11 protein-coding genes are annotated in these 19,490 nt (G+C 45.3%); 9 read left to right on the forward strand and 2 right to left on the reverse strand.

All coding sequences use genetic code 11. The annotated features are described in order from the left end of the window. Positions 1-362: 362 nt before the first annotated feature. Positions 363-5,627, forward strand: a complete 5,265-nt coding sequence (locus tag AC3WU2_RS00505; protein WP_492450342.1) for an Ig-like domain-containing protein — start codon at positions 363-365, stop codon at positions 5,625-5,627. Positions 5,628-5,701: 74 nt separating this feature from the next. Here AC3WU2_RS00505 and AC3WU2_RS00510 read toward each other — a convergent pair whose 3' ends face one another. Beyond that, positions 5,702-7,990 (reverse strand): AraC family transcriptional regulator, encoded by a 2,289-nt coding sequence (locus AC3WU2_RS00510; RefSeq protein ID WP_492450344.1) that lies wholly within the window; start codon positions 7,988-7,990, stop codon positions 5,702-5,704. Between the two features lie 237 nt (positions 7,991-8,227). Between AC3WU2_RS00510 and AC3WU2_RS00515 the strand changes: the two genes are divergently transcribed. From AC3WU2_RS00515 to AC3WU2_RS00545, 7 genes are all read left to right on the forward strand, one after another. Beyond that, positions 8,228-9,217 (forward strand): ABC transporter permease, encoded by a 990-nt coding sequence (locus AC3WU2_RS00515; protein ID WP_492450346.1) that lies wholly within the window; start codon positions 8,228-8,230, stop codon positions 9,215-9,217. Between the two features lie 26 nt (positions 9,218-9,243). Continuing rightward, positions 9,244-10,143 carry a carbohydrate ABC transporter permease gene (locus AC3WU2_RS00520; protein ID WP_492450348.1) on the forward strand — a complete coding sequence of 300 codons (900 nt, stop codon included), beginning with the start codon at positions 9,244-9,246 and terminating at the stop codon, positions 10,141-10,143. Positions 10,144-10,370: 227 nt separating this feature from the next. Continuing rightward, positions 10,371-11,960 (forward strand): ABC transporter substrate-binding protein, encoded by a 1,590-nt coding sequence (locus AC3WU2_RS00525; protein ID WP_492450350.1) that lies wholly within the window; start codon positions 10,371-10,373, stop codon positions 11,958-11,960. 227 nt (positions 11,961-12,187) lie between these two features. Then, the gene (locus AC3WU2_RS00530; protein WP_492450352.1) at positions 12,188-13,771 is read left to right on the forward strand and encodes a spore germination protein; all 1,584 of its coding nucleotides are present in this window, start codon (positions 12,188-12,190) and stop codon (positions 13,769-13,771) included. Between the two features lie 26 nt (positions 13,772-13,797). Next, complete coding sequence (locus AC3WU2_RS00535; RefSeq protein WP_492450354.1) at positions 13,798-14,991, forward strand: Ger(x)C family spore germination protein; 1,194 nt, start codon at positions 13,798-13,800, stop codon at positions 14,989-14,991. A gap of 7 nt (positions 14,992-14,998) precedes the next feature. Continuing rightward, positions 14,999-15,232, forward strand: coding sequence for a hypothetical protein (locus tag AC3WU2_RS00540; protein WP_492450356.1), 234 nt, complete (start codon positions 14,999-15,001; stop codon positions 15,230-15,232). Between the two features lie 12 nt (positions 15,233-15,244). Continuing rightward, positions 15,245-16,342, forward strand: coding sequence for a GerAB/ArcD/ProY family transporter (locus tag AC3WU2_RS00545; RefSeq protein WP_492450359.1), 1,098 nt, complete (start codon positions 15,245-15,247; stop codon positions 16,340-16,342). Between the two features lie 54 nt (positions 16,343-16,396). Here AC3WU2_RS00545 and AC3WU2_RS00550 read toward each other — a convergent pair whose 3' ends face one another. Next, complete coding sequence (locus AC3WU2_RS00550; RefSeq protein WP_492450361.1) at positions 16,397-17,986, reverse strand: PucR family transcriptional regulator; 1,590 nt, start codon at positions 17,984-17,986, stop codon at positions 16,397-16,399. A 144-nt stretch (positions 17,987-18,130) separates the two neighbouring features. Here AC3WU2_RS00550 and gabT point away from each other — a divergent pair, with 144 nt between their 5' ends. Then, positions 18,131-19,486, forward strand: a complete 1,356-nt coding sequence (gene gabT / locus AC3WU2_RS00555; protein ID WP_492450363.1) for a 4-aminobutyrate--2-oxoglutarate transaminase — start codon at positions 18,131-18,133, stop codon at positions 19,484-19,486. Positions 19,487-19,490: the final 4 nt, after the last annotated feature.

Here is a 19,490-nt window from a genome sequence, read left to right on the forward strand (position 1 = left end):
TTCAAACCACCGAGTCGTTCGTGGAGGGAAGGGTTTTCCTGCGGGAGGGCAATTCGTTGAATTGACATTTATACAATAAAGGATGTACGGATTTATTGCGTTCAAGAATTGATTGGACACGGATTCACCCCCCCTTATTTTCTAAACTAGAATTAAATAAAATTTGAGGAATATTGTTAAACATTTCAATAGAAATGTTTATTTTTTTCGGAGGTTATTTGTGACAAGATTAAGGAAAATCGTGTAATTGCCTCGCGCGATTCAGAAAGGAGATGATTGAGATCCTAGCGAATCATTAGCAAGATTTAGACTGATCTTAATAATCAAATTTAAATTCTATTATTTTCGAGGGAGGAAAGTCCGTGTCCAGAAAGACGATCAGCACCCTTGTAATCGCTTGCATGATGTTGTCGATGTTCGCAACAATGACCTATAATGCATATGCAGACACACCAAGTGCGCTCAAAATTCAAGCCGAATTTTTCGTTTCGCCCACAGGCAGCGACTCTAATCCTGGTACTTACGAACAGCCCTTTGCCACGCTGGATGGCGCACGCAAAGCTGTTGATAAAATTAACGAAAATATGACCGGCGATATCTATGTTTTCTTTGAACCGGGTACCTATTACACATTGAATACTGTCAACTTTACCACGGCAGATTCCGGTACAAATGGACACCAAGTTATCTATAAAACATTAGGAGCGCCAGGCAGTGCTACATTTGTTGGCGGCACGAAAGCAACCTCCAATTGGACACAAGTACAGGCATCAACCGAACCGAATAACCCTGATTCGGATTTGCAGCAAAACTTGGTCGGCAAAATTTACAAAACCAACCTTCTTGCGCAACTGGACGCCTTGTTCCCAGAAGGAATGCCTGCAACGTCTGGTCCGCTGCCAAACAATGCAAGTGGTTACTTCGACATTAACACGCTATATGTCAACGACACAAGAGCGACTCAAGCACGAACTCTCAACTCCAATAAATACCCTGGGTATCCCTCGACATTGCTGGAGAACCCTCTTTTTTCGGCAGGTGGATCATACAGCTCGATGCAATACAAAGCAGGCGACGCAGGCACAATTTACACGCAAGCCTTGACCAACGCGCAGACGCGCGGAGATTTGAGTGTTCAGATTGTTGCTAACGACATTGGCAGCGGACGTTCATGGGATTCTAATACTTTGCCGGTGCAAAGTATTAACACTGCTACTCGCACTTTAACCTATAATCCTAATGACAGTGGCAAATTTAGCGCGGCGGATGGAGCCTTTGCATCATTTTATACCATTGGTGTCAACTCCCGCTATTTCCTGCAAGGTAACCTTGCTTTCTTAGACACCCCCGGCGAGTTTTATTACAATGCAAAATCCGGCGATTTGTACTATTATCCAACATCTGCAGAAACTAATTTAAGTGCACAAGATATTGTTGTACCCACGACAGAAAGTATCGTAAATATTAATGGAAACCGTACCGGCACAGGGGATAACACCGTTATCACTCCTGTAAAGAATATTACATTCGATGGACTGGGGTTTAAGGACACCAGTTTCCCGGATTATTACAGTCCCAATTGGCCTTGGTTGCAGTATGGAAATGGTGTACGCGCTTTTGCGTTCCCCAGCTATGCAGCGAATTCCACCAACCCGATTTACAGCGGTCAAAGCGAGCGTCCGCAGTTCCAAGTTGGCAATATAACAATTGAGAACGCCGATTCGATTACGATTACAAATTCTCACATTAAAAACGCAGGTTTAAATGGTGTTATACTAAAAACTGGTGTTAAGAACAGCGTGGTAAAAAACAGCCTTATCGAATATTGCGGTAATAACGGTGTGGACATACAGGGCGGTTTCCCTGGCGTGGACGGCACATCAAATGCTGTCAGTTTCACGAACAATAATTTAATCGAGAATAACGTTATACATGACTTGGGCCAACTGGTCCTGCAAGCATCAGGCGTTGCCATAAATAACGCAACCAGTAACACTGTTTCTCATATCGAGGTATATAACTCACCGCGTAGAGCAATTCTCTTGAACAGCAGTGATGTTCAAGGATGGAATAATACAGGCCCGAGCGGTGCACGTAACTATTCGCCGACTGCATATGTGCTGTCGCGCGATCAATATTGTTACGACAACAAATTCTCCTACATTTACATTCATCATGTTCAGCAGGACGGTAATGACGACGGCGCATTCATGACATCGTTCTTGTATTATCCGGGTGATAATTATTCCAGGCCTAACTACATCAATCAAATGGTAGTTGATAATATCGCCGCAAATCCACAATTGTCAAACCAAGGTATGACGAATATCACGCCCAATAACATCAACTTTGATATGGGTTGGGTCGGTTTGGATGTTTCCAACGTCAAGTCTGTAAATCCGCAACATTACAATATTGAAAATGATCATTTACAAGACGGACAGGTGAAAGTCACAAATAGTAATTTTTACTTTAGGAATGAAAATGACGGAATGTCGAGTTTTGATGATTCAAAAATGGATTATGCAAATATCGGTGTTCTACCAAGCAGCTTCCCGTCTGAATACGCGCATGCTATTACGTTAACCAAAGCAGACGTGCCGTCTGACGTCTATTTTGGTGACAACTTTGAAAGCGGTATTAATTTAGGCCAATGGAGTTACAGCGGCGCTTTGCCGACAATCAGTCGTTTGTATATGTCGGAAGGCGGTTTTAACGGTACCTCTTCTCTGGAAATTAACTCTTCCGGTGCCAGTAAGCCTGTGCTTTACCGCGACTTCTCTAACAAACTTAATAAGATCGTAAGTGTCAAGATATTCGATAATTCTTCAACCGACCATACCACTTATGGAACAGGCTATCCGATCACCTATGCAGGCAAAACCTTCGTCCGGGCAGACGATGGCACCAATATTGTCGGACTGGGGATCGACCCTAGCACCACAAACGGCGGCCAGTACTACGTGATGAACATTGGCGGCGCCAAAACTGCAACCAATGTGCTCCGTACCACCGGCTGGCATACACTCTTACTTGATTATTCTACACCAGGTACCATCGTGCTTTCCGTTGACGGAACAGTCGTTAATACACTGAACAGCTCTACGTGGTCCAATATACCAAATTCTTTTAACTATGTATCGCTCGGCTCACCCGATGGTACTGGCGACAATTTCTATGATCAGTTTTATATTTACGGCGGTCAAGACGCGCCAGCAGTGCAGCCCATTGCGTCGTCAGGCGGTACGATTCCGCCGTATACGCCACCATCAACAGAGCCGCTATTAAATTGGAATTTCGAAAGCGGTTCCATGCCGGTAACCCAGAATGTGACTTCTGGTACAGGTCCAACAACGATTAATGCAAATGGATTTACGGATTTCTTTTCAAGCGGCAGCGGTAATCTTAGCGTTGAGGCAAATCCACAAAATACGAACAGCGGCAATCCGTATACCACGAATACCAGTAATTACGCAATGTTGATGAATGGCGGTGTCTCTCTTTATGCGCCGCAGCCAACATGGAGTAATTACACGTACAACATTAACTTCATGCTCAAAAACTGGACTGGAACGAATGCAAATGATACGTTAGGTTTCTTTGTATATGAGCAACAGCCAACAAATAACAACTTACAATATAATCCCTCTTCATACGAGGTCATGCTTGTCAGGAATTCGGCAGGTAATGCTTATAGCCTGCCGAATGATGGCAGTCCTTATTTGTTGTTACGCCAAGTGAGCACCAGCTCGGGTTCGTCTTATACCAATTTAGCCTCTTTAAAGCTTCCGGCGTCCTTTACAAATCCATTCGTGTGGCATACGCTTAGCGTTTCACTCAACAATGGCAATATTTCTGCCACGCTTGACGGGGAATATTCAATTGCAGCGAAGTCAACTACGTACAATAGCGGTTCCTTTGGATTTTACACCTTTAACAGCAATGCATACTTAGACAATGTCAGTGTAATGCCGAATCAACCTGATATGGTGTACGATGCCAATCTCAAACTCGGCAATGCAACCTTGAACGGCGCGTTTAATCCCGGTTATATAACATACTCGGCTGCGATTACGGATATTGCGCAACCGGTAACGCTTGTAATGCCAACTGCCACGACAACGGGCACAAGTTACAGCATTTCACTAAACGGTACAGACATGACAAGCCGTTTTTCGGACACGACAACTCCTGTAGCATTGTCACTTGTTCATGGTACGAACATCTTGACCATCACACAGAAGACACGATCAGGCTCAACAACGAATTATACAGTAAGCATCTTGAAGCCTTATTCATCCGTTTTAGCAGATCCAATCGCACCTATATCTACAGCTGTAGGAACAGTTCCATCTCTTCCTACTACCGCAACTGTGCGCTTTGATGATGGAGTCGCCGAACAGATTGCAGTCAAATGGAATATTGTTGACAGAAGCATTATCAACAAACCCGGAACATATTCCGTTTACGGAAAGCTGCTGGGTATTGGATTGCAGGTCAGTGCAACAATAAGCGTCGAGGGACTTGAGTCGATGGGTAAACTCGACGATGTCTCCACGATTGCAGGTACTGCACCGACACTTCCGCAATCGATTAGCGCCCAATTTTCCAACGAATCTAGAGATTTGGCGTTAACGTTTGCCGAATTCGACCCTGCCATGTACGCAAGCGCCGGCACCATCATTGCGGTTGCACGAGTTGACCAATATGCGTTTGATGTTCTGCAAAAGGTGAAAGTATTGTCCGGTCAACCGGCCGAAGCGTTTACGCTCAGCCTGAACCAACCGTCGTACAGCCTGACGATTGGCGATACGCTGCCGACTGTCGTGACAGCGACTTACAAGGATTCCGGCACCGTGAAGGATGTCACTTCGCTCGCCGTATTTACGACTGCAAACGGGAAAATCGCCTCCGTCGATAACAAAGGCGTGTTAACCGGGGTAGCGGAAGGAAGCACGACGATCAGCGCATCCTATGGCGGCGAAACTGTGACGGCGCAGGTTCAAGTATCAAAGCGTGACGCACAGCAAACGGCAGTGAAGCTTACAGGCCCGGCTTCGGTATTGAAGGGCGATTCGTTTACCGTACGCCTCGGTCTGAAGCAGGTGCATGAGCCGGTCTTTGCTGAAGATATGCTGATCCAGTATGATCCGAACCTCTATGATTTCCAGGATGCGGTTCCGATGCGCGATGGCTTAACGGTCTACAAACAGCCAACGCAGACGCCTGGACAAATTCGTTTGATTCTCGCAAGTCTGGGGGCAGACCATGCGATCGTAACGGATGCGGATGTGATCGAGCTCAAATTCGCAGCGAAGCAGGTAGCGCAGAGCGCAAGCGGGACGATCGCGGTAACAAGCGCGTCGATCGGGAATGCGGAAGGTCATGAGAGCAATGCGCTTCCTGCATCCGTGACCGTCGAAGTGACAACGTCGACTGAATTGCCAGGCGACGTCAACCACGACGGCAAATACTCGATCGCCGACCTTGCCATCGCAGCGGCTCATTATGGCATGACGAAAGAGCATCCGGAATGGAGCAAGTTCAAGTCAGCCGACGTGGACAGCAATGGCGTGATTGATATTGTTGACCTAGCGGCGATTGCGAAGAAAATTATTGAAGCTTAGCAACATCAAAAAACCGTTCGGACTAATGTTTAGTCCGGACGGTTTTTCTCATTCAACCATCAATTGATTTCCGATCAACTCGTCTCTTGTGCCTCTTGTTGATCGTCGTTTTTGATCAATACTTTGTATTGGGTCAGCGATACGCCGAAATGCTTCTTGAACAGCGTATAGAAATAATTCAGATCATCCCAACCGCATATCTCCAGAATCTCCTTGGTCGACAAATTGGAATCGTTAAGCAATTGTTTGACCCGAGCCATTCGAACCTTTGCAATGTATTCGGCAACGGATTCGCCTGTCGACTCTTTGAAGACTCTTCCCAAATAAACGTTCGACATTTGAAACTCCTCGGCAAGGATGCTGAGATTCAGGTTTTTATCTTGGTACTGATCCTCTATCAATTTCTTAATACGATCAACGACGATTTTGCGTTTGTTATGTTTTACGGTATCTACAGTCAAGACAATTTCAGTAAACAAAGATTCGAACGTCTGATGAATCTCTTCAACCGTCTCAAAACAGTCTATTTTGGAAAAAAACGTGTGAAACGCGTTCGATACTCGTGAATTGTTATTGTTATCTGCAACGGAATGATAGGAACTGCTGATCATGAACATGAGATGGATGTAAGAAGACAGCATCGTTTCATACGGGACACCGTCTAAACCTTGAACAAATTCGTCAAAGTACTTCTTCACTTTATCCAGATGTCCGAGTTTGAGCGAATCCAGCAGCAGCTTAACCTTCCCTTCTGGGAAAGGCGACGGTTCTGTGCGGATCGAAGATCGAATGGCTGGCGTAAGAATGCTGCCATGTCCGGCAATCATTCGATACAACGATAGAGCAAGTGTGTCAGAATACGCCTCGCTAAGCAGGGAACGGGATTCAATTGGCGCACTGACGGCGGCGGAAATGGAGAAATTCAAATATTCCTGCACCATACTTTGGATGAGCTGCACCAGTGTTAATATACCTGCCGTCTCATCCTCCTGACCTGAGGATTCCAGAAGTAATACAAGCTTGTCGGCATCCATTTCAATCACGTCGCTGGCAAATTTGCCGGATGACGTCGTTTCAATGATGTTCGATATGGCGTATTTCAGCAGACTGCGCTCTCTCTCATTATACTTGTCCAGAAACATTCGATAATGATCCAGACGAAATACAATGATCCGGAGGGGACCGGCCAAATTCGTCTTGATGCCGAGATCCGCCTTTAGAGATGGCAGTTCCGTAAGGCTCACATCCTTATTCCCCAGCAGTCGATCTTTCAACCAATGGTTTCGTAAGGATAGACGTTGATTCCGCTGTTTCTGCTCCCATTCATCGCTCTTCAGACGAACGGTTTCAAGCAGCTTTCCGAACGGAGAATAGATCGACTTGGACATGATGAGGGAAAAGAGAAATCCCAGGAGCAGCACGATGATGCTGATGAATAGGGTTGAGGACTTAACTGCATCCACTGGAGACATGAATGTTTTGTCTGAGATCCGGCTAATGAATTTCCAATTCAACGCTTGTGAAGACACGAAGGCGATCGTATAGGATTGTCCGTCGATATTTGTCTTAAAGGTGCCCGAAGCATGATCTGAAGCAATGACGGTTTGAACATACGACTCATCCCGAATGTTTCGCAGAAACATGTCTTCTGAAGCATGATTTACGACAGTTCCATTTGAATCGACCACGATGATATCGTTCTCTGCGGCTTCGGTTTTGTTATCTAATGAAGCGATAAGCTCACGGAGGGCATTCGACTTAATATTAACAACGACCGCTTCGTTCGGATGTTTGTCAGAATACGTCTGGAAAGGCAGGATGTATGTATATACGTTGATGAATTTTGAAGAGGAATTTGCACTAGGGATTATGCGGGCTATCGGCATGGTGGACGAATTATGGCTATCCCACTTCTGTAGCAGGTTGATAACATCCTGATCGTAAAAATGATGCGTGGAATAGAATCCACCATCCTCCGTCGAGGCGATCCGATCTAATGGGAGAGAGATGGTGTATACCGAATGCACGTAATCATTCGTGACGACGAGCATATCCAAATTTCGCAGAGCGTTGTCTAGCACCATCTTGTCTTCGTTCTGTTGATAAAGGAGGTTGGAAACGTTAGGTCCGACAATGACGGATGACATGAATTTATGCGCCAAATTATCCATGTAATTCATACTGTAGCTAATCTGATTGAGCATCGATGTTCTCAGTCTGTTCTCGTTAGCCAGGGATGCCTTGCTGTAATTGCGATACAAGAGGACGGACAGACCGAGGATCAGAATCGTGACGGTGATGGTAAATGCCAATAGCAATTTCGTATATAAACGACTAGATTGCAATTTGAATGGAATAGACATACCAGGCCTCCTTTTGTCTATGACTTTCTTTCTACATTCGAATCGGTATTCCTGCGGATGTATCCCTAATTCATGTAGGAAATCCAAATTTTATTGAAAAGTTTAAATTTTAAAGAACGACCATAGCGAGTTATCAAAGGAAAATATGCTTTTCTCTGTATAAAAAGAATCTATGAGCGATTATTGTGAAGTTGAAATTGAAAATAACAAGACTGTTAGGAAAGAAGGAGTGGGTATATGAATAACAACATGTCGGCTATCCCAGCTGCACAGAAAGGAGTCAAAAGGACCGGACTCCTAAATAGGGGCATTTTTTTGCAAGAAATGGTCAAGCGTTGGCCGTTCTATCTTATGCTTCTGCCGGGACTACTCTATATCTTCATATTTAATTACTTGCCGATGTTCGGAGCAGTCATCGCGTTCAAGGATTATAATCCGGTAAAAGGGGTATGGGGAAGCGAATGGATTGGGTTCAAAAACTTCGAGTTTTTCTTCAAATCCGATGCAGCATGGCGAGTCACATTTAATACAATCTTCTACAACCTGATTATCCTGGTGCTGATGACCGCCATATCCGTATTGTTTGCGATCCTCTTGCAAGAAACAGGCAGCAAAATACGGACAGGCATTTATAAAAGCGTAATGCTGCTGCCGTTTTTCCTGTCCTGGGTCGTGGGTGAATATCTTGTATACGCGCTGCTCAACCCTGATCAGGGGCTCGTCAACGGCATTCGGACCTCCTTCGGGCTCGAGCCAATTAACTGGTACAGTGAACCATTATATTGGCGATTTATTATGCCTATAGCTTATTTGCTCAAGCAAGTTGGATATACTTCAGTCATTTATGTGGCGGCGATTACGGGAATCTCGTCGGATTATTATGAAGCTGCGGAAATCGACGGTGCTAGCAAGTGGCATAAGGCAAAGTACATCACCATACCGCTCTTAATGCCGGTCGTATTCATTATGATCCTGCTCTCGCTTGGGAAGATTTTCAACGGTGGGCTCGGGGATTGGGGTGCTTTCTATAATCTGCCTCGGGAATCGGGGATCTTGTTCTCGACCACCGACGTCATTGATACGTATGTGTTCCGATCGCTGCGCACCGTGAACGATATTGGCATGTCTTCCGCCGTGGGTTTGTATCAAGCGGTTGTAGGATTGGTCCTGGTGTTAATATCCAATTATCTGGTCAAAAAATATGATTCCGACAGTTCATTATTCTAGTCTGGCTATAAGGGAGTTGTACGAAGGTGAAACCGTTGAAGTTGAAAGGTGAAGGCTTATTTTCAAAACTCGTGATCAATTTTATGTTCATCGTTTATAGTGCGATGTGCCTTATTCCCGTGTTATTGGTGTTATCCATCTCATTAACCAATGAGAAGTCGCTGCTCACCGACGGCTATCATTTGATTCCGAAGGAATTCAGTCTTATTGGTTATCAGTATGCATTCTCTGGCACAACATCCATCTTGAACGCGTACAAGATCACGATTTTCGTAACGGTTGTAGGGTCCATTCTTCATTTGCTTGTGACCTCCATGATGTCCTATGCCATTTCCAGAAATGAAGTGAGGTACAGAAATCAGGTTGCGTTTCTAGTGTTCTTCACGATTCTGTTTAACGGAGGACTGGCTCCTTACTATATTCTCGTGACCAAATACCTTCATTTGAAGGATTCGCTGCTTGTCTTGATTATCGTACTGCTCGTATCCCCCGTACATGTGCTCATCATGCGTAACTTCTTCAAAGCGCTACCGGATTCCATCATTGAATCGGCCCGGATCGACGGTTCGGGGGAATTCATGACGTATTTCCGGATTGTACTGCCTCTGTCTACACCCGTGCTTGCGACGATCGGGTTGTTCATATCCATCGCCTACTGGAATGATTGGTTTACCAGCGCGCTGTTCATCGAGAACAATAAATTGTATACACTCCAATACCTTCTTCAGTCTCTAATGACGAATATCCAGTATTTGATGAGCAATGAACAGGCATCCAAAGCCATTGAGAAGTCGATCGGCATGCTGCCGGGCGAAAGTGCCAGAATGGCGGCCACCATGCTTTCCATCGGGCCAATCATCTTGATGTATCCCGTTCTGCAGCGTTATTTCGTCAAAGGGCTTACACTTGGCGCCGTTAAAGCCTAGAAATCCTATTTTTCAAGAAAAGTATCCTTTTTAAAGAACTGGAATTCGCGATTTATTAAAGGAAAATACATTTTTTCTTGTATACGCAAGGTTCTTGGTCTACTAAGATGAAAACGCATCCCGAGACTGCAGCGTTAATTAAACCGGGGGGAGTGACGTCGATCTAAGGCAGTAGAAAAAGAGATTGTTTTTGATTGATTAAAAAAAGAATAAATAGGAGGACTCATATGCAACCATTTAAAAAACGTATTCCTTCCGTCATTGCCGGCTTACTCGTACTATCTCTTACAATCGTCGGATGTGGTACCAGCAGTGAACCGGAGAAGAACCCGAAAGTCGCAGAGAACCAAACGACGCAGGAGTCAGAGAAGAAGACGGAGGAACCGGTCGAATTAACGTTCTATATTGCCAATTCCCCGGTAAAAGACATGGATCGCATCATGGAAGCGGCCAACAAGATCATCAAGGAAAAGATTAACGCCACCTTGAAGCTGGTTGTTACGGATTGGAGCGCATATCCACAAAAAATGAACCTCATGATTTCATCGGGCGAATCATTTGACCTTGCATTTTCCGGAAGCTTTGGTGAGCTCAACTATTTCCAGAATGCATCCAAAGGCGCTTACCTCGACATCACTGATCTGCTCGACAAGTATGCTCCTGTATCGAAGTCAAGAGTACCGGAGAGCATCTGGCAGGGCGTGAAGGTCAACGGCAAAATTTACGGATCGATTAACTATCAGGTCTGGGGCATGGCGGGAGCGAAAGGGGTGCAGCTGCGCAAGGACTTCGTCGACAAGTATCATTTCGATTGGAAATCGGCTAAGACATGGAATGACCTGACGCCGTTCTTGGATGCCGTGAAAAAGGGCGAACCGGGTATCATTCCTTGGGAATACAGCAATCAGGCCGACAACTTCGCGGATATGCCGATTATCTATGGCATGGATTCGGTTGGAGACAATAAAATTCCAGGATGGATCCGGGTTAACGACAAGGACATCAAGGTGTTCAACCAGTATGAAACCCAGGAGTACAAGGATTACTTAAAAACGTTCAGAAATTGGTATGTGAATGGTTACATCAAGAAAGATGCCGCAACGATGAAGGATTATCTCCCGGACCGAAAAGCGAAGCGTATTGCAGCGTTGTATGCGAATCCGTATCCTGATCTAGTTGACATGCCTGAGCTTGGGGCTCAATCTTTTATGTCTCATGCGCCAGCGGAGGATAAAGTATACAGTGTTTCGAAACGGTTTACCGAGCCGTTTATCCCAGCGAATAGCCCTTCAACTGCAGTCGTTGTCGTCGGTGCGAACTCGAAGCATCCGGAGAAGGCCGTTGAATTGATCGAATTGTTGAATACCGATGATGCGTTATTCCATCTGATTGCATTTGGTGAAGAAGGCAAAGATTACAAGAAGATTGGTGACAAACAAATTGAAATGATCAAGGATATGTACAATTTCAATTGGAGCGAATGGGAGATCGGGCAGTCCTACGGCAGAATGCTGTGGGATCAGAATACCAATGTAGAAACGCAGGAGAAGATGCTTAAGATGATTTATGAGGCTGACAAAACGGCTACGGTATCCCCTGTCATGGGCTTCGTATTTAATTCGGAGACGGTGAAGACCCAAATCGCCAATGTCGATGCGACATTGAAGGAATATCTATATACGCTTGATTCCGGTTCAGTGGATCCGGACAAATACTATGCAGAATTCCTAGATAAGCTGAAGAAAGCCGGAGCTGACGACATCATCGCCGAGAAGCAGAAGCAGATCGACGAATGGAGAGCCGCTAACGGCAAGTAATATTCAATCATAGCACTAGTTTTGAATGTCCCCTCAAACAGGTGATCGTAGAACATGTTGAGGGGCCTTTCTTTACAATATCCGTAAACCGTCCGGACCGAATTAGGTCCGGACGGTTTTTTCTCATTGAGTTGCTTCGATGCGGTGAAGTGGTCTTCCTTCAGGTTTATGAAGGCATGGATTAGGTAACAATTGATCCATAGCATTGAAAAATCGAGGGATTGTTTATGGATCATAACAATAAGACTAACAGAGATACACAAGAAGACTCCCATAACGCGGTATCGAAATCGGATGCCGAGGAACCTATTTCAGCCAATCTGCAACAAAATATTGATAAGGTGAAACAAGCGCTAGGAAATAGTACTGACATCATCCTCAGAGAAATCCGGATTGGGAAAATTGGCAATCTCAAAGCAGCTATTTTCTACACGGACGGGTTAACCGGAACGCAATCTCTTGCGGATTTCGTCATGGAATCCTTGTTAATGGATATGAAAAACACCGAATTGGATCAAATGATCTCCTTCGGCCAAGATGTATTAAATGTGCTAAAAGAACGCGCCCTCACCTTTGGTGGAGTGACAGAAGTACTTAACTATGAAATATTATACACTTCCTTATTATCCGGAGACGCTATCCTGTTATTTGAAGGGTATTGCCAAGGGTTTGCCATCGGGGTAAGGCAATGGAGTCAACGAAGTGTTACAGAGCCAGCGACAGAGACGATCGTTCGTGGTCCGCGCGAGAGTTTTACGGAATCGATTCGGACAAATTCTGCGTTGATTCGACGTAAGATAAAAGATCGTAATCTTTGGCTGGAGACGAGAACGATAGGACGAGTTACCAAAACCGATGTATCGATCATGTATATCCATGGGATTGCGAATGACAACATCGTGGAAGAAGTGCGTAAGCGGCTGGATCGGATTGATATCGATGGCATACTGGAAAGCGGTTATATCGAGGAATTAATACAGGATGAGACGTTTACGCCGTTCCCTACGATATTTAATACGGAACGGCCGGATGTCGTTGCAGCTGATTTGCTGGAGGGACGCGTAGCGATTCTGGTGGATGGAACACCATTCGTTCTTACCGCTCCTACCATATTTATTCAATTTTTTCAGGCGGCTGAAGATTATTATCAACGTGCGGATGTCAGCAGCTTGCTGCGCGCGCTTCGTTTCTTCAGCTTCTTTATTTCTCTTGTCGGGACGTCCATGTATATCGCGATTACCACGTTTCACCAAGAGATGTTACCGACAGCTTTATTAATTAGTGTGGCGGCTCAGCGTGAAGGTGTTCCCTTTCCAGCGATTATTGAGGCGCTGATGATGGAGACAGCACTTGAAATATTGCGGGAAGCTAGCATAAGAATGCCACGAGCTGTTGGTCAAGCGGTATCCATTCTAGGTACACTCGTCATTGGAACAGCAGCCGTAGAGGCAGGCATCGCATCGGCAGCCATGGTTATTGTCATATCCATCACAGCGATTTCCAATTTCATTTTTCCTGCGCCTAATATGTCGATTTCTGTTCGATTGATTCGGTTTCCGATGCTGATCCTGGCAGCTTCTTTCGGTTTATTCGGGATGATTATCGGATTTATTGCGCTGGTGCTGCACTTGTGCAGCTTACGTTCTTTCGGCGTACCTTACACAAGTTCCCTGGCGCCATTCATTCTGGAAGATCAGAAGGATACGATTTTCAGATTGCCCCGTTGGAGAATGAGAACCCGCCCGCGCCTCATTAGCCAGAAGGACGTAACTCGTAATCAACCATCCCCTGCCCCTAAACCCCGAAATTAGCAAGCAGCCGATGAAAGGAGTATACAATGGTACGAAAGCGGCTTATGATCGTGCTTTTCTGCATCCAATTCATTGTAACGGGTTGTTGGAACCGTAGGGAACTGAATGAACTAGCAATTGCAGTGGGAATGGGCATTGATAAACAGGGTGAACAATATAAGGTTTCCGTGCAGGTTGTTGTTCCGGCTGAAATTGCGGCGAAAAAAAGCCGAGGCGCGTCCCCAGTTATCCTGTATAGCGGTGTTGGAGATAGCGTATTTGAAGCAATCCGTAAGATGACGACGGAAAGTCCCAGAAAAATATATATTTCTCACCTTCGTATTCTTGTTCTTGGTGAAGCTTTGGCCAGAGAAGGAATCGCTAAATCATTGGATTTCCTGGCGAGAGACGGTGAAGCACGATCTGATTTTTACATTGCCGTGTCCAAGGAGTCAAAGGCTGAAGACATACTGAAGGTCTTGACGGCACTGGATGCCATCCCAGCGAATATGCTTTTTACTGCACTCGAAACATCGCAGAAAGCATGGGCACCGACTCTGTCTGTCACATTAGATCAATTGATAGCTGATTTAACGAGTGAAGGCAAGAACCCCGTATTGGCCGGAATCACTGTTCATGGGAACCCGGAAGAGGGCAGCACCAACAACAGTGTGCAGAAGGTCGATACCCCAGTACGCTTGCAGTATTCGACGTTAGCTGTCTTTAGAAAAGACAAGCTGATCGGCTGGTTAAATGAGAAGGAAAGCAAAGGGTATAACTATATTCGTGATAAGGTGAAAAGTACTGCAGCTGTGATTCCCTGTCCAAGTGGAGGCAAAGCAACATTAGAGGTCATTCGTACCAAAACCAAAGTAAAAGGCAGGATCATTCAAGGGAAACCCCATATTGATATTAACATCCGTGGTGAAGTCAATGTTGACGAAGTCGGATGCCAAATTGATTTAACAAAGACAAAAACCATTTCCCAATTGGAGAGTTTAGGGGAAGAAACGGTGAAGAAACTGATTCATGAGGCTATACATACCGTGCAGCAAAAATATAAAGTTGATATTTTTGGGTTCGGAGAAGTTATCCGACGTTCTAATCCCAAAGCATGGAAAAAAATGAAACAGGACTGGAATCGGTATTTCATGAATTTAGATGTGAATGTGAAGGCTGATACTTCGATTCGACAGATAGGTACGGTAGGCAACTCATTCTTGGAAAGAATAAAGGAGTAGAACGATCATGTGGGCGGTCGCAGGAATTCTTGCAATAGTGATAGTTATTATTTTCATCGAAGTCCCCCGGCTATTACAAAGAAAAATGCATAAAGAGTTATGGGTATTCTTCACTCTGCTAGCAGTGGGAACCGGACTAAGTATTGCGCTTGCGCTCCACTGGAACATCCCAAGTCCGCTCTACATAATGATTGCAGTATACAAGCCGATCAGCAGCCTCATTTATGGTCTCTTGAAGTAGAAGGAGGAAAACATGCTGGAGAACGGAAAGATATCCTTACGACAATTTGCCATCTTGGTCACACTATTTACGGTGGGCGATGCGATCTTGGTGTTGCCGTCGGTCATGGCCTCACAGGCCAAAGAAGATGCATGGATCGCAGCCATTGTGGGTGAAGGAATCGGGCTGCTCGTCATTTTTTTATTTACGGCCGTAGCGAGACTCAATCCTGGGATGACCTTGGTGGAATACAATAAAAAAATACTGGGCACAACCCTGGGAACACTGTTGTCGCTGTTGTTCTTGGTCTATTTTCTAACTTGTGCGGCAGCAAATATTAGGGAAATCGGCGAGTTTATGGCCACACAGAGCATGCCGGAGACGCCGAATCAAGCGATCTACATCATGTTTTTGTTTGTTGTCGTGATGGGTATAAGGCGTGGACTCGAAGTGATCGCTCGAGCAGGGGAGATGTTTTTCCCGGGATTCATCCTGTTCTTCATCCTGTTCATCCTGTTTCTATTGCCACAAACACATGCAGAGAACATTCAACCCGTTCTTGCGGAGGGAATGAAACCGATCCTTAAGGGTGCCCTTACATCATCTACGTTTTCTTCGGTGCAACTCGTTGCATTCCTTATGATTATACCTTATGTCAACCAGCCCAAGCATATATTGAAAAGCTTCATGTCCGGCACTTTTCTGGGCAGTATATTTTTGATTTTTTTGGTTCTGCTAACGATTCTCGTGTTGGGGGTGGATGGAACGGCGAATAGTATGTATCCAAGTTATTTGTTGGCCCAAAAAATTAATATTGGAAAGTTTCTGGAAAGGATTGAAGCGATTCTGGCTCTCATGTGGTTCGTCACGATCTTTTTTAAGATTACGATTTTCTTTTATAGCTTCATTCTAGGATTGAGTCAACTATTGAATCTCAAGGAGTACAAGGTGTTGGCCTTGCCTTCTGCAATGCTGCTCATGGTGCTTACCATCGTTATAGCGCCAAACACCACTTTCTATCATAATGTGATTACATGGTACTGGCCATTTTTCGATATCACTTTCAATGTGCTATTCCCTTTATTGTTGCTTAGCGTTTACGGACTTCGCAAGATGGTATTCAAACAATGAGCGATAATAGGATTCAGGGGCTGCGAGCGTATCGTTCCAGCTTCTTTTTTTTGTCTATTGATTCTCTAACGTGTTGAGTCGAACGGCTAATTGAAGATTGAACTGCGTTTCTGCTTCATTAAGATCGAAATCCCCTAATGATATGGCTCGATCTAATCGATAACGCAACGTTTTAGGATGGATTTTTAATTCGTCAGCCGTTTTTTTGAGCTGAAATCCTAATCGGGCGAAAGTTAATAAAGTACGGATCAGCACGTCGCCGTTTTTACTTCTGTGAATCGGGTCAAACAGCTTGCTAAGGAAGGATGAACGTGCATCTGGATCCCCCATCAGTACCCTTGGAACCAGCAAGTCTTGATAACGGTGATGTTGCCCGAATTGGATATGTGGAAGGATGGAGCTCACTTCTCTATATCCCTGACGTACGTTCCTAAACCCTCGATGAGGCAGACTTACGGCAAAAGATAGATTCGTGTCTTTCATCGACTTCCATATCTGCTCGGATTGAATACGAGATGGAAGTAAAAAAACGATTTGGTTCTGTGTCAGAGAGAGGACCGCAGGTATTTTTAGCTCTTGCATTTTCTGTTTGAGCTTGTCAGCTAACCGCTCACGCTTAACGATGCCTTCATGAGACAGAGGGACAGGGGCATCCATAACCAGTGTGCCAACGGAGTATACGCCTTCCGGTTCGAAGCCTAACAGTTCTGCCCGTCGTAAGATCTGGGGGGTTGTATTGAATTCACCTTCAAATAATGAATCCAGGAACGAATATCCTAGCTGGGCCTCGAGTGAGGCAAGTGCCCGTTGTTGAGAAATATGCAGCGCCATGACGATGGATGCGGATTGAGCAGCGCGTAAGTCTTCTTCTCGAAGAGGCTGTTGTCCTTCTACGATCCACAAGAGACCGACTAGCTCCTTTTTGATCGAGATAGGGCATACGTAACGTGAATATAAATTCGAGTTCGGTGTGTCTTGGATTCTTATGGGTTGTGAACCAGAACGGAGAGACAAATGCTGTGCTTGTTCTTTGGAAAATGTGGAAATCTCGTGAAGTAGTTGTTCGGTGTTCTCTGCTGTAGATCCATCTTCTTGTAACGTATGTACAGCCATAAGATGGCCTTCCGGATGCTGAATAATGATCGTTCTTTCAATCAGTTGGCCTAAAGTATGAGCAATTTCTTGAAGATCCTTCGCTTCAAAAGCAATGCGCATAAGTTCCTGATGAATGAATCCAGAATGCTCCTGAAGCTTATACTGATAGGTCAGAATCGAACTGAGGATTTCTTCCGTAATGGTATTGAATTGAATTTCCCATGGGATTTCTAGGAGCGGGAAATGCAGCTCGTTGGCCACTGCGCATGCAGCCTGGGGTATTTTATCAATGTATTGGGGTACGGCAAGTCCTAACCCGCTGAGGCCTCTCTTAGATAATTGGATAATAAGGTCACAAAGCTTCTCTTCGTCTTGGGGCCATCCGTAACCTGTTGTCAGTAGGAAATCCCCTGCGTTCACCCAAGGTAACGGATTGGGCAAATCAACGATGGGTACCCATCGGATCATGCGGTCAAGACCTTCCGCTCCGGCTACGACTGTGGCCTGTTGGAGCGAAGGCAGCTTTAATGCCTGGACTAGCTTGATCATTCGCTCACTCCAATCCTTCATTATTTATCCCTTAGTGATAATAAATATATTAAAACTTATCCCTATGCGCAATAGTATTCTTCCAGTTATAGGATTAAAATGTGAAGAAAGCGCTTTATATAAGGAGAAAAGGGGTATAGGAAGATGGAATTAACGAGGAAAATTAGTTCTGTTGTTTCACCGTTTCCGGGGAGCCGGACGCAGGAATTACTAGTGAAGAGGCAAGCTTTCGTGCCAAGAGGTGTTGGCAATAATACTCCTATTTTTGTACAAAAGGCCGAAGGGTCATTGATATATGATGTGGATGGCAATGTATTCTTGGATTTTGCCGGGGCGATCGGAACAATGAACGTGGGCCATTGCCCGCCGGAGGTCGTTGACGCTGTACAGAAGCAGGCTGAGCAATATCTTCACACATGCTTCCATGTGGCTATGTATGAACCCTATCTTGCCCTCGCCGAGAAGCTAGCACAAATAACGCCAGGCAGCTTTCAGAAAAAAACCATCTTCTTGAACAGCGGAGCTGAAGCGGTAGAGAACGCCGTGAAAATTGCACGGAAATATACCGGGAAGCCGGGTATCGTCTCGTTTACAAGGGCATTTCATGGACGAACGCTGATGGGGATGTCGCTTACAAGCAAGGTAAAGCCTTATAAATTCCAAATGGGGCCGTTTGCGCCTGCCACCTACAAAGCCCCATACCCAAATCCAACGGCCCGTCCCGAAGGAATGTCGGAAAAAGAGTACGCGTTGTACTGCGTTAAACAGTTCGAAGACTTCCTCTATACGGAGGTTTCGCCGGAAGAATTGGCTGCCGTGATTATGGAGCCGGTGCAAGGTGAAGGCGGATTTATCGTACCGCCGAAGGAATTTGTGAAAGGTGTGTACGACATCTGTCAACGCAACAATATTTTGTTTATCGCAGATGAAATTCAAACGGGCTTCGGACGAACGGGTTACATGTTTGCCAGTACGCACTTTGACATTGAGCCTGATTTGATTACGATGTCCAAATCCATTGCCGCAGGATTGCCGATCAGTGCGGTAACGGGCCGAGCAGAAATTATGGATGCCCCTTCACCAGGGGAAATCGGCGGCACCTACGGCGGCAGTCCGCTTGGTTGTGTGGCGGCTTTGGCCGTGATCGAGAAAATCGAACGTGAGGATCTTGTTGAAAGATCGCGTTCGATCGGAGATACGATTCGCGCTTGTCTCTTGGATTTACAACAATCCATACCACTGATTGCCGATGTACGAGGACTAGGCGCGATGTGCGCCGTTGAATTCATTCATCCGGATAACAATGAGCCGGCTAAAGCGTATGTTGCTGAGGTACAAAAGGGCTGCTACGAGGCTGGGGTTATCTTGTTAAGCGCGGGTGTGCATGGAAATGTGATCCGCTTCCTAACGCCGCTTGTCATGACAGATGAGGAACTTGCAGAAGGACTTGAGATGATTAGAGAAGTCATGCTTCAGCAGTATGCGCTGTTGAGAAAGTAGGGGA

Source organism: Paenibacillus sp. EB106-05-06-XG162, from assembly GCF_058791655.1.

Coding starts and splice junctions, on each gene's coding strand:
- AC3WU2_RS00510 (WP_492450344.1), bottom strand. CDS start 7,990: ATGTCTATTCCATTCAAATTGCAATCTAGTCGTTTATATACGAAATTG.
- AC3WU2_RS00515 (WP_492450346.1), top strand. CDS start 8,228: ATGAATAACAACATGTCGGCTATCCCAGCTGCACAGAAAGGAGTCAAA.
- AC3WU2_RS00525 (WP_492450350.1), top strand. CDS start 10,371: ATGCAACCATTTAAAAAACGTATTCCTTCCGTCATTGCCGGCTTACTC.
- AC3WU2_RS00530 (WP_492450352.1), top strand. CDS start 12,188: ATGGATCATAACAATAAGACTAACAGAGATACACAAGAAGACTCCCAT.
- AC3WU2_RS00535 (WP_492450354.1), top strand. CDS start 13,798: ATGGTACGAAAGCGGCTTATGATCGTGCTTTTCTGCATCCAATTCATT.
- AC3WU2_RS00540 (WP_492450356.1), top strand. CDS start 14,999: ATGTGGGCGGTCGCAGGAATTCTTGCAATAGTGATAGTTATTATTTTC.
- AC3WU2_RS00545 (WP_492450359.1), top strand. CDS start 15,245: ATGCTGGAGAACGGAAAGATATCCTTACGACAATTTGCCATCTTGGTC.
- AC3WU2_RS00550 (WP_492450361.1), bottom strand. CDS start 17,986: ATGATCAAGCTAGTCCAGGCATTAAAGCTGCCTTCGCTCCAACAGGCC.
- gabT (WP_492450363.1), top strand. CDS start 18,131: ATGGAATTAACGAGGAAAATTAGTTCTGTTGTTTCACCGTTTCCGGGG.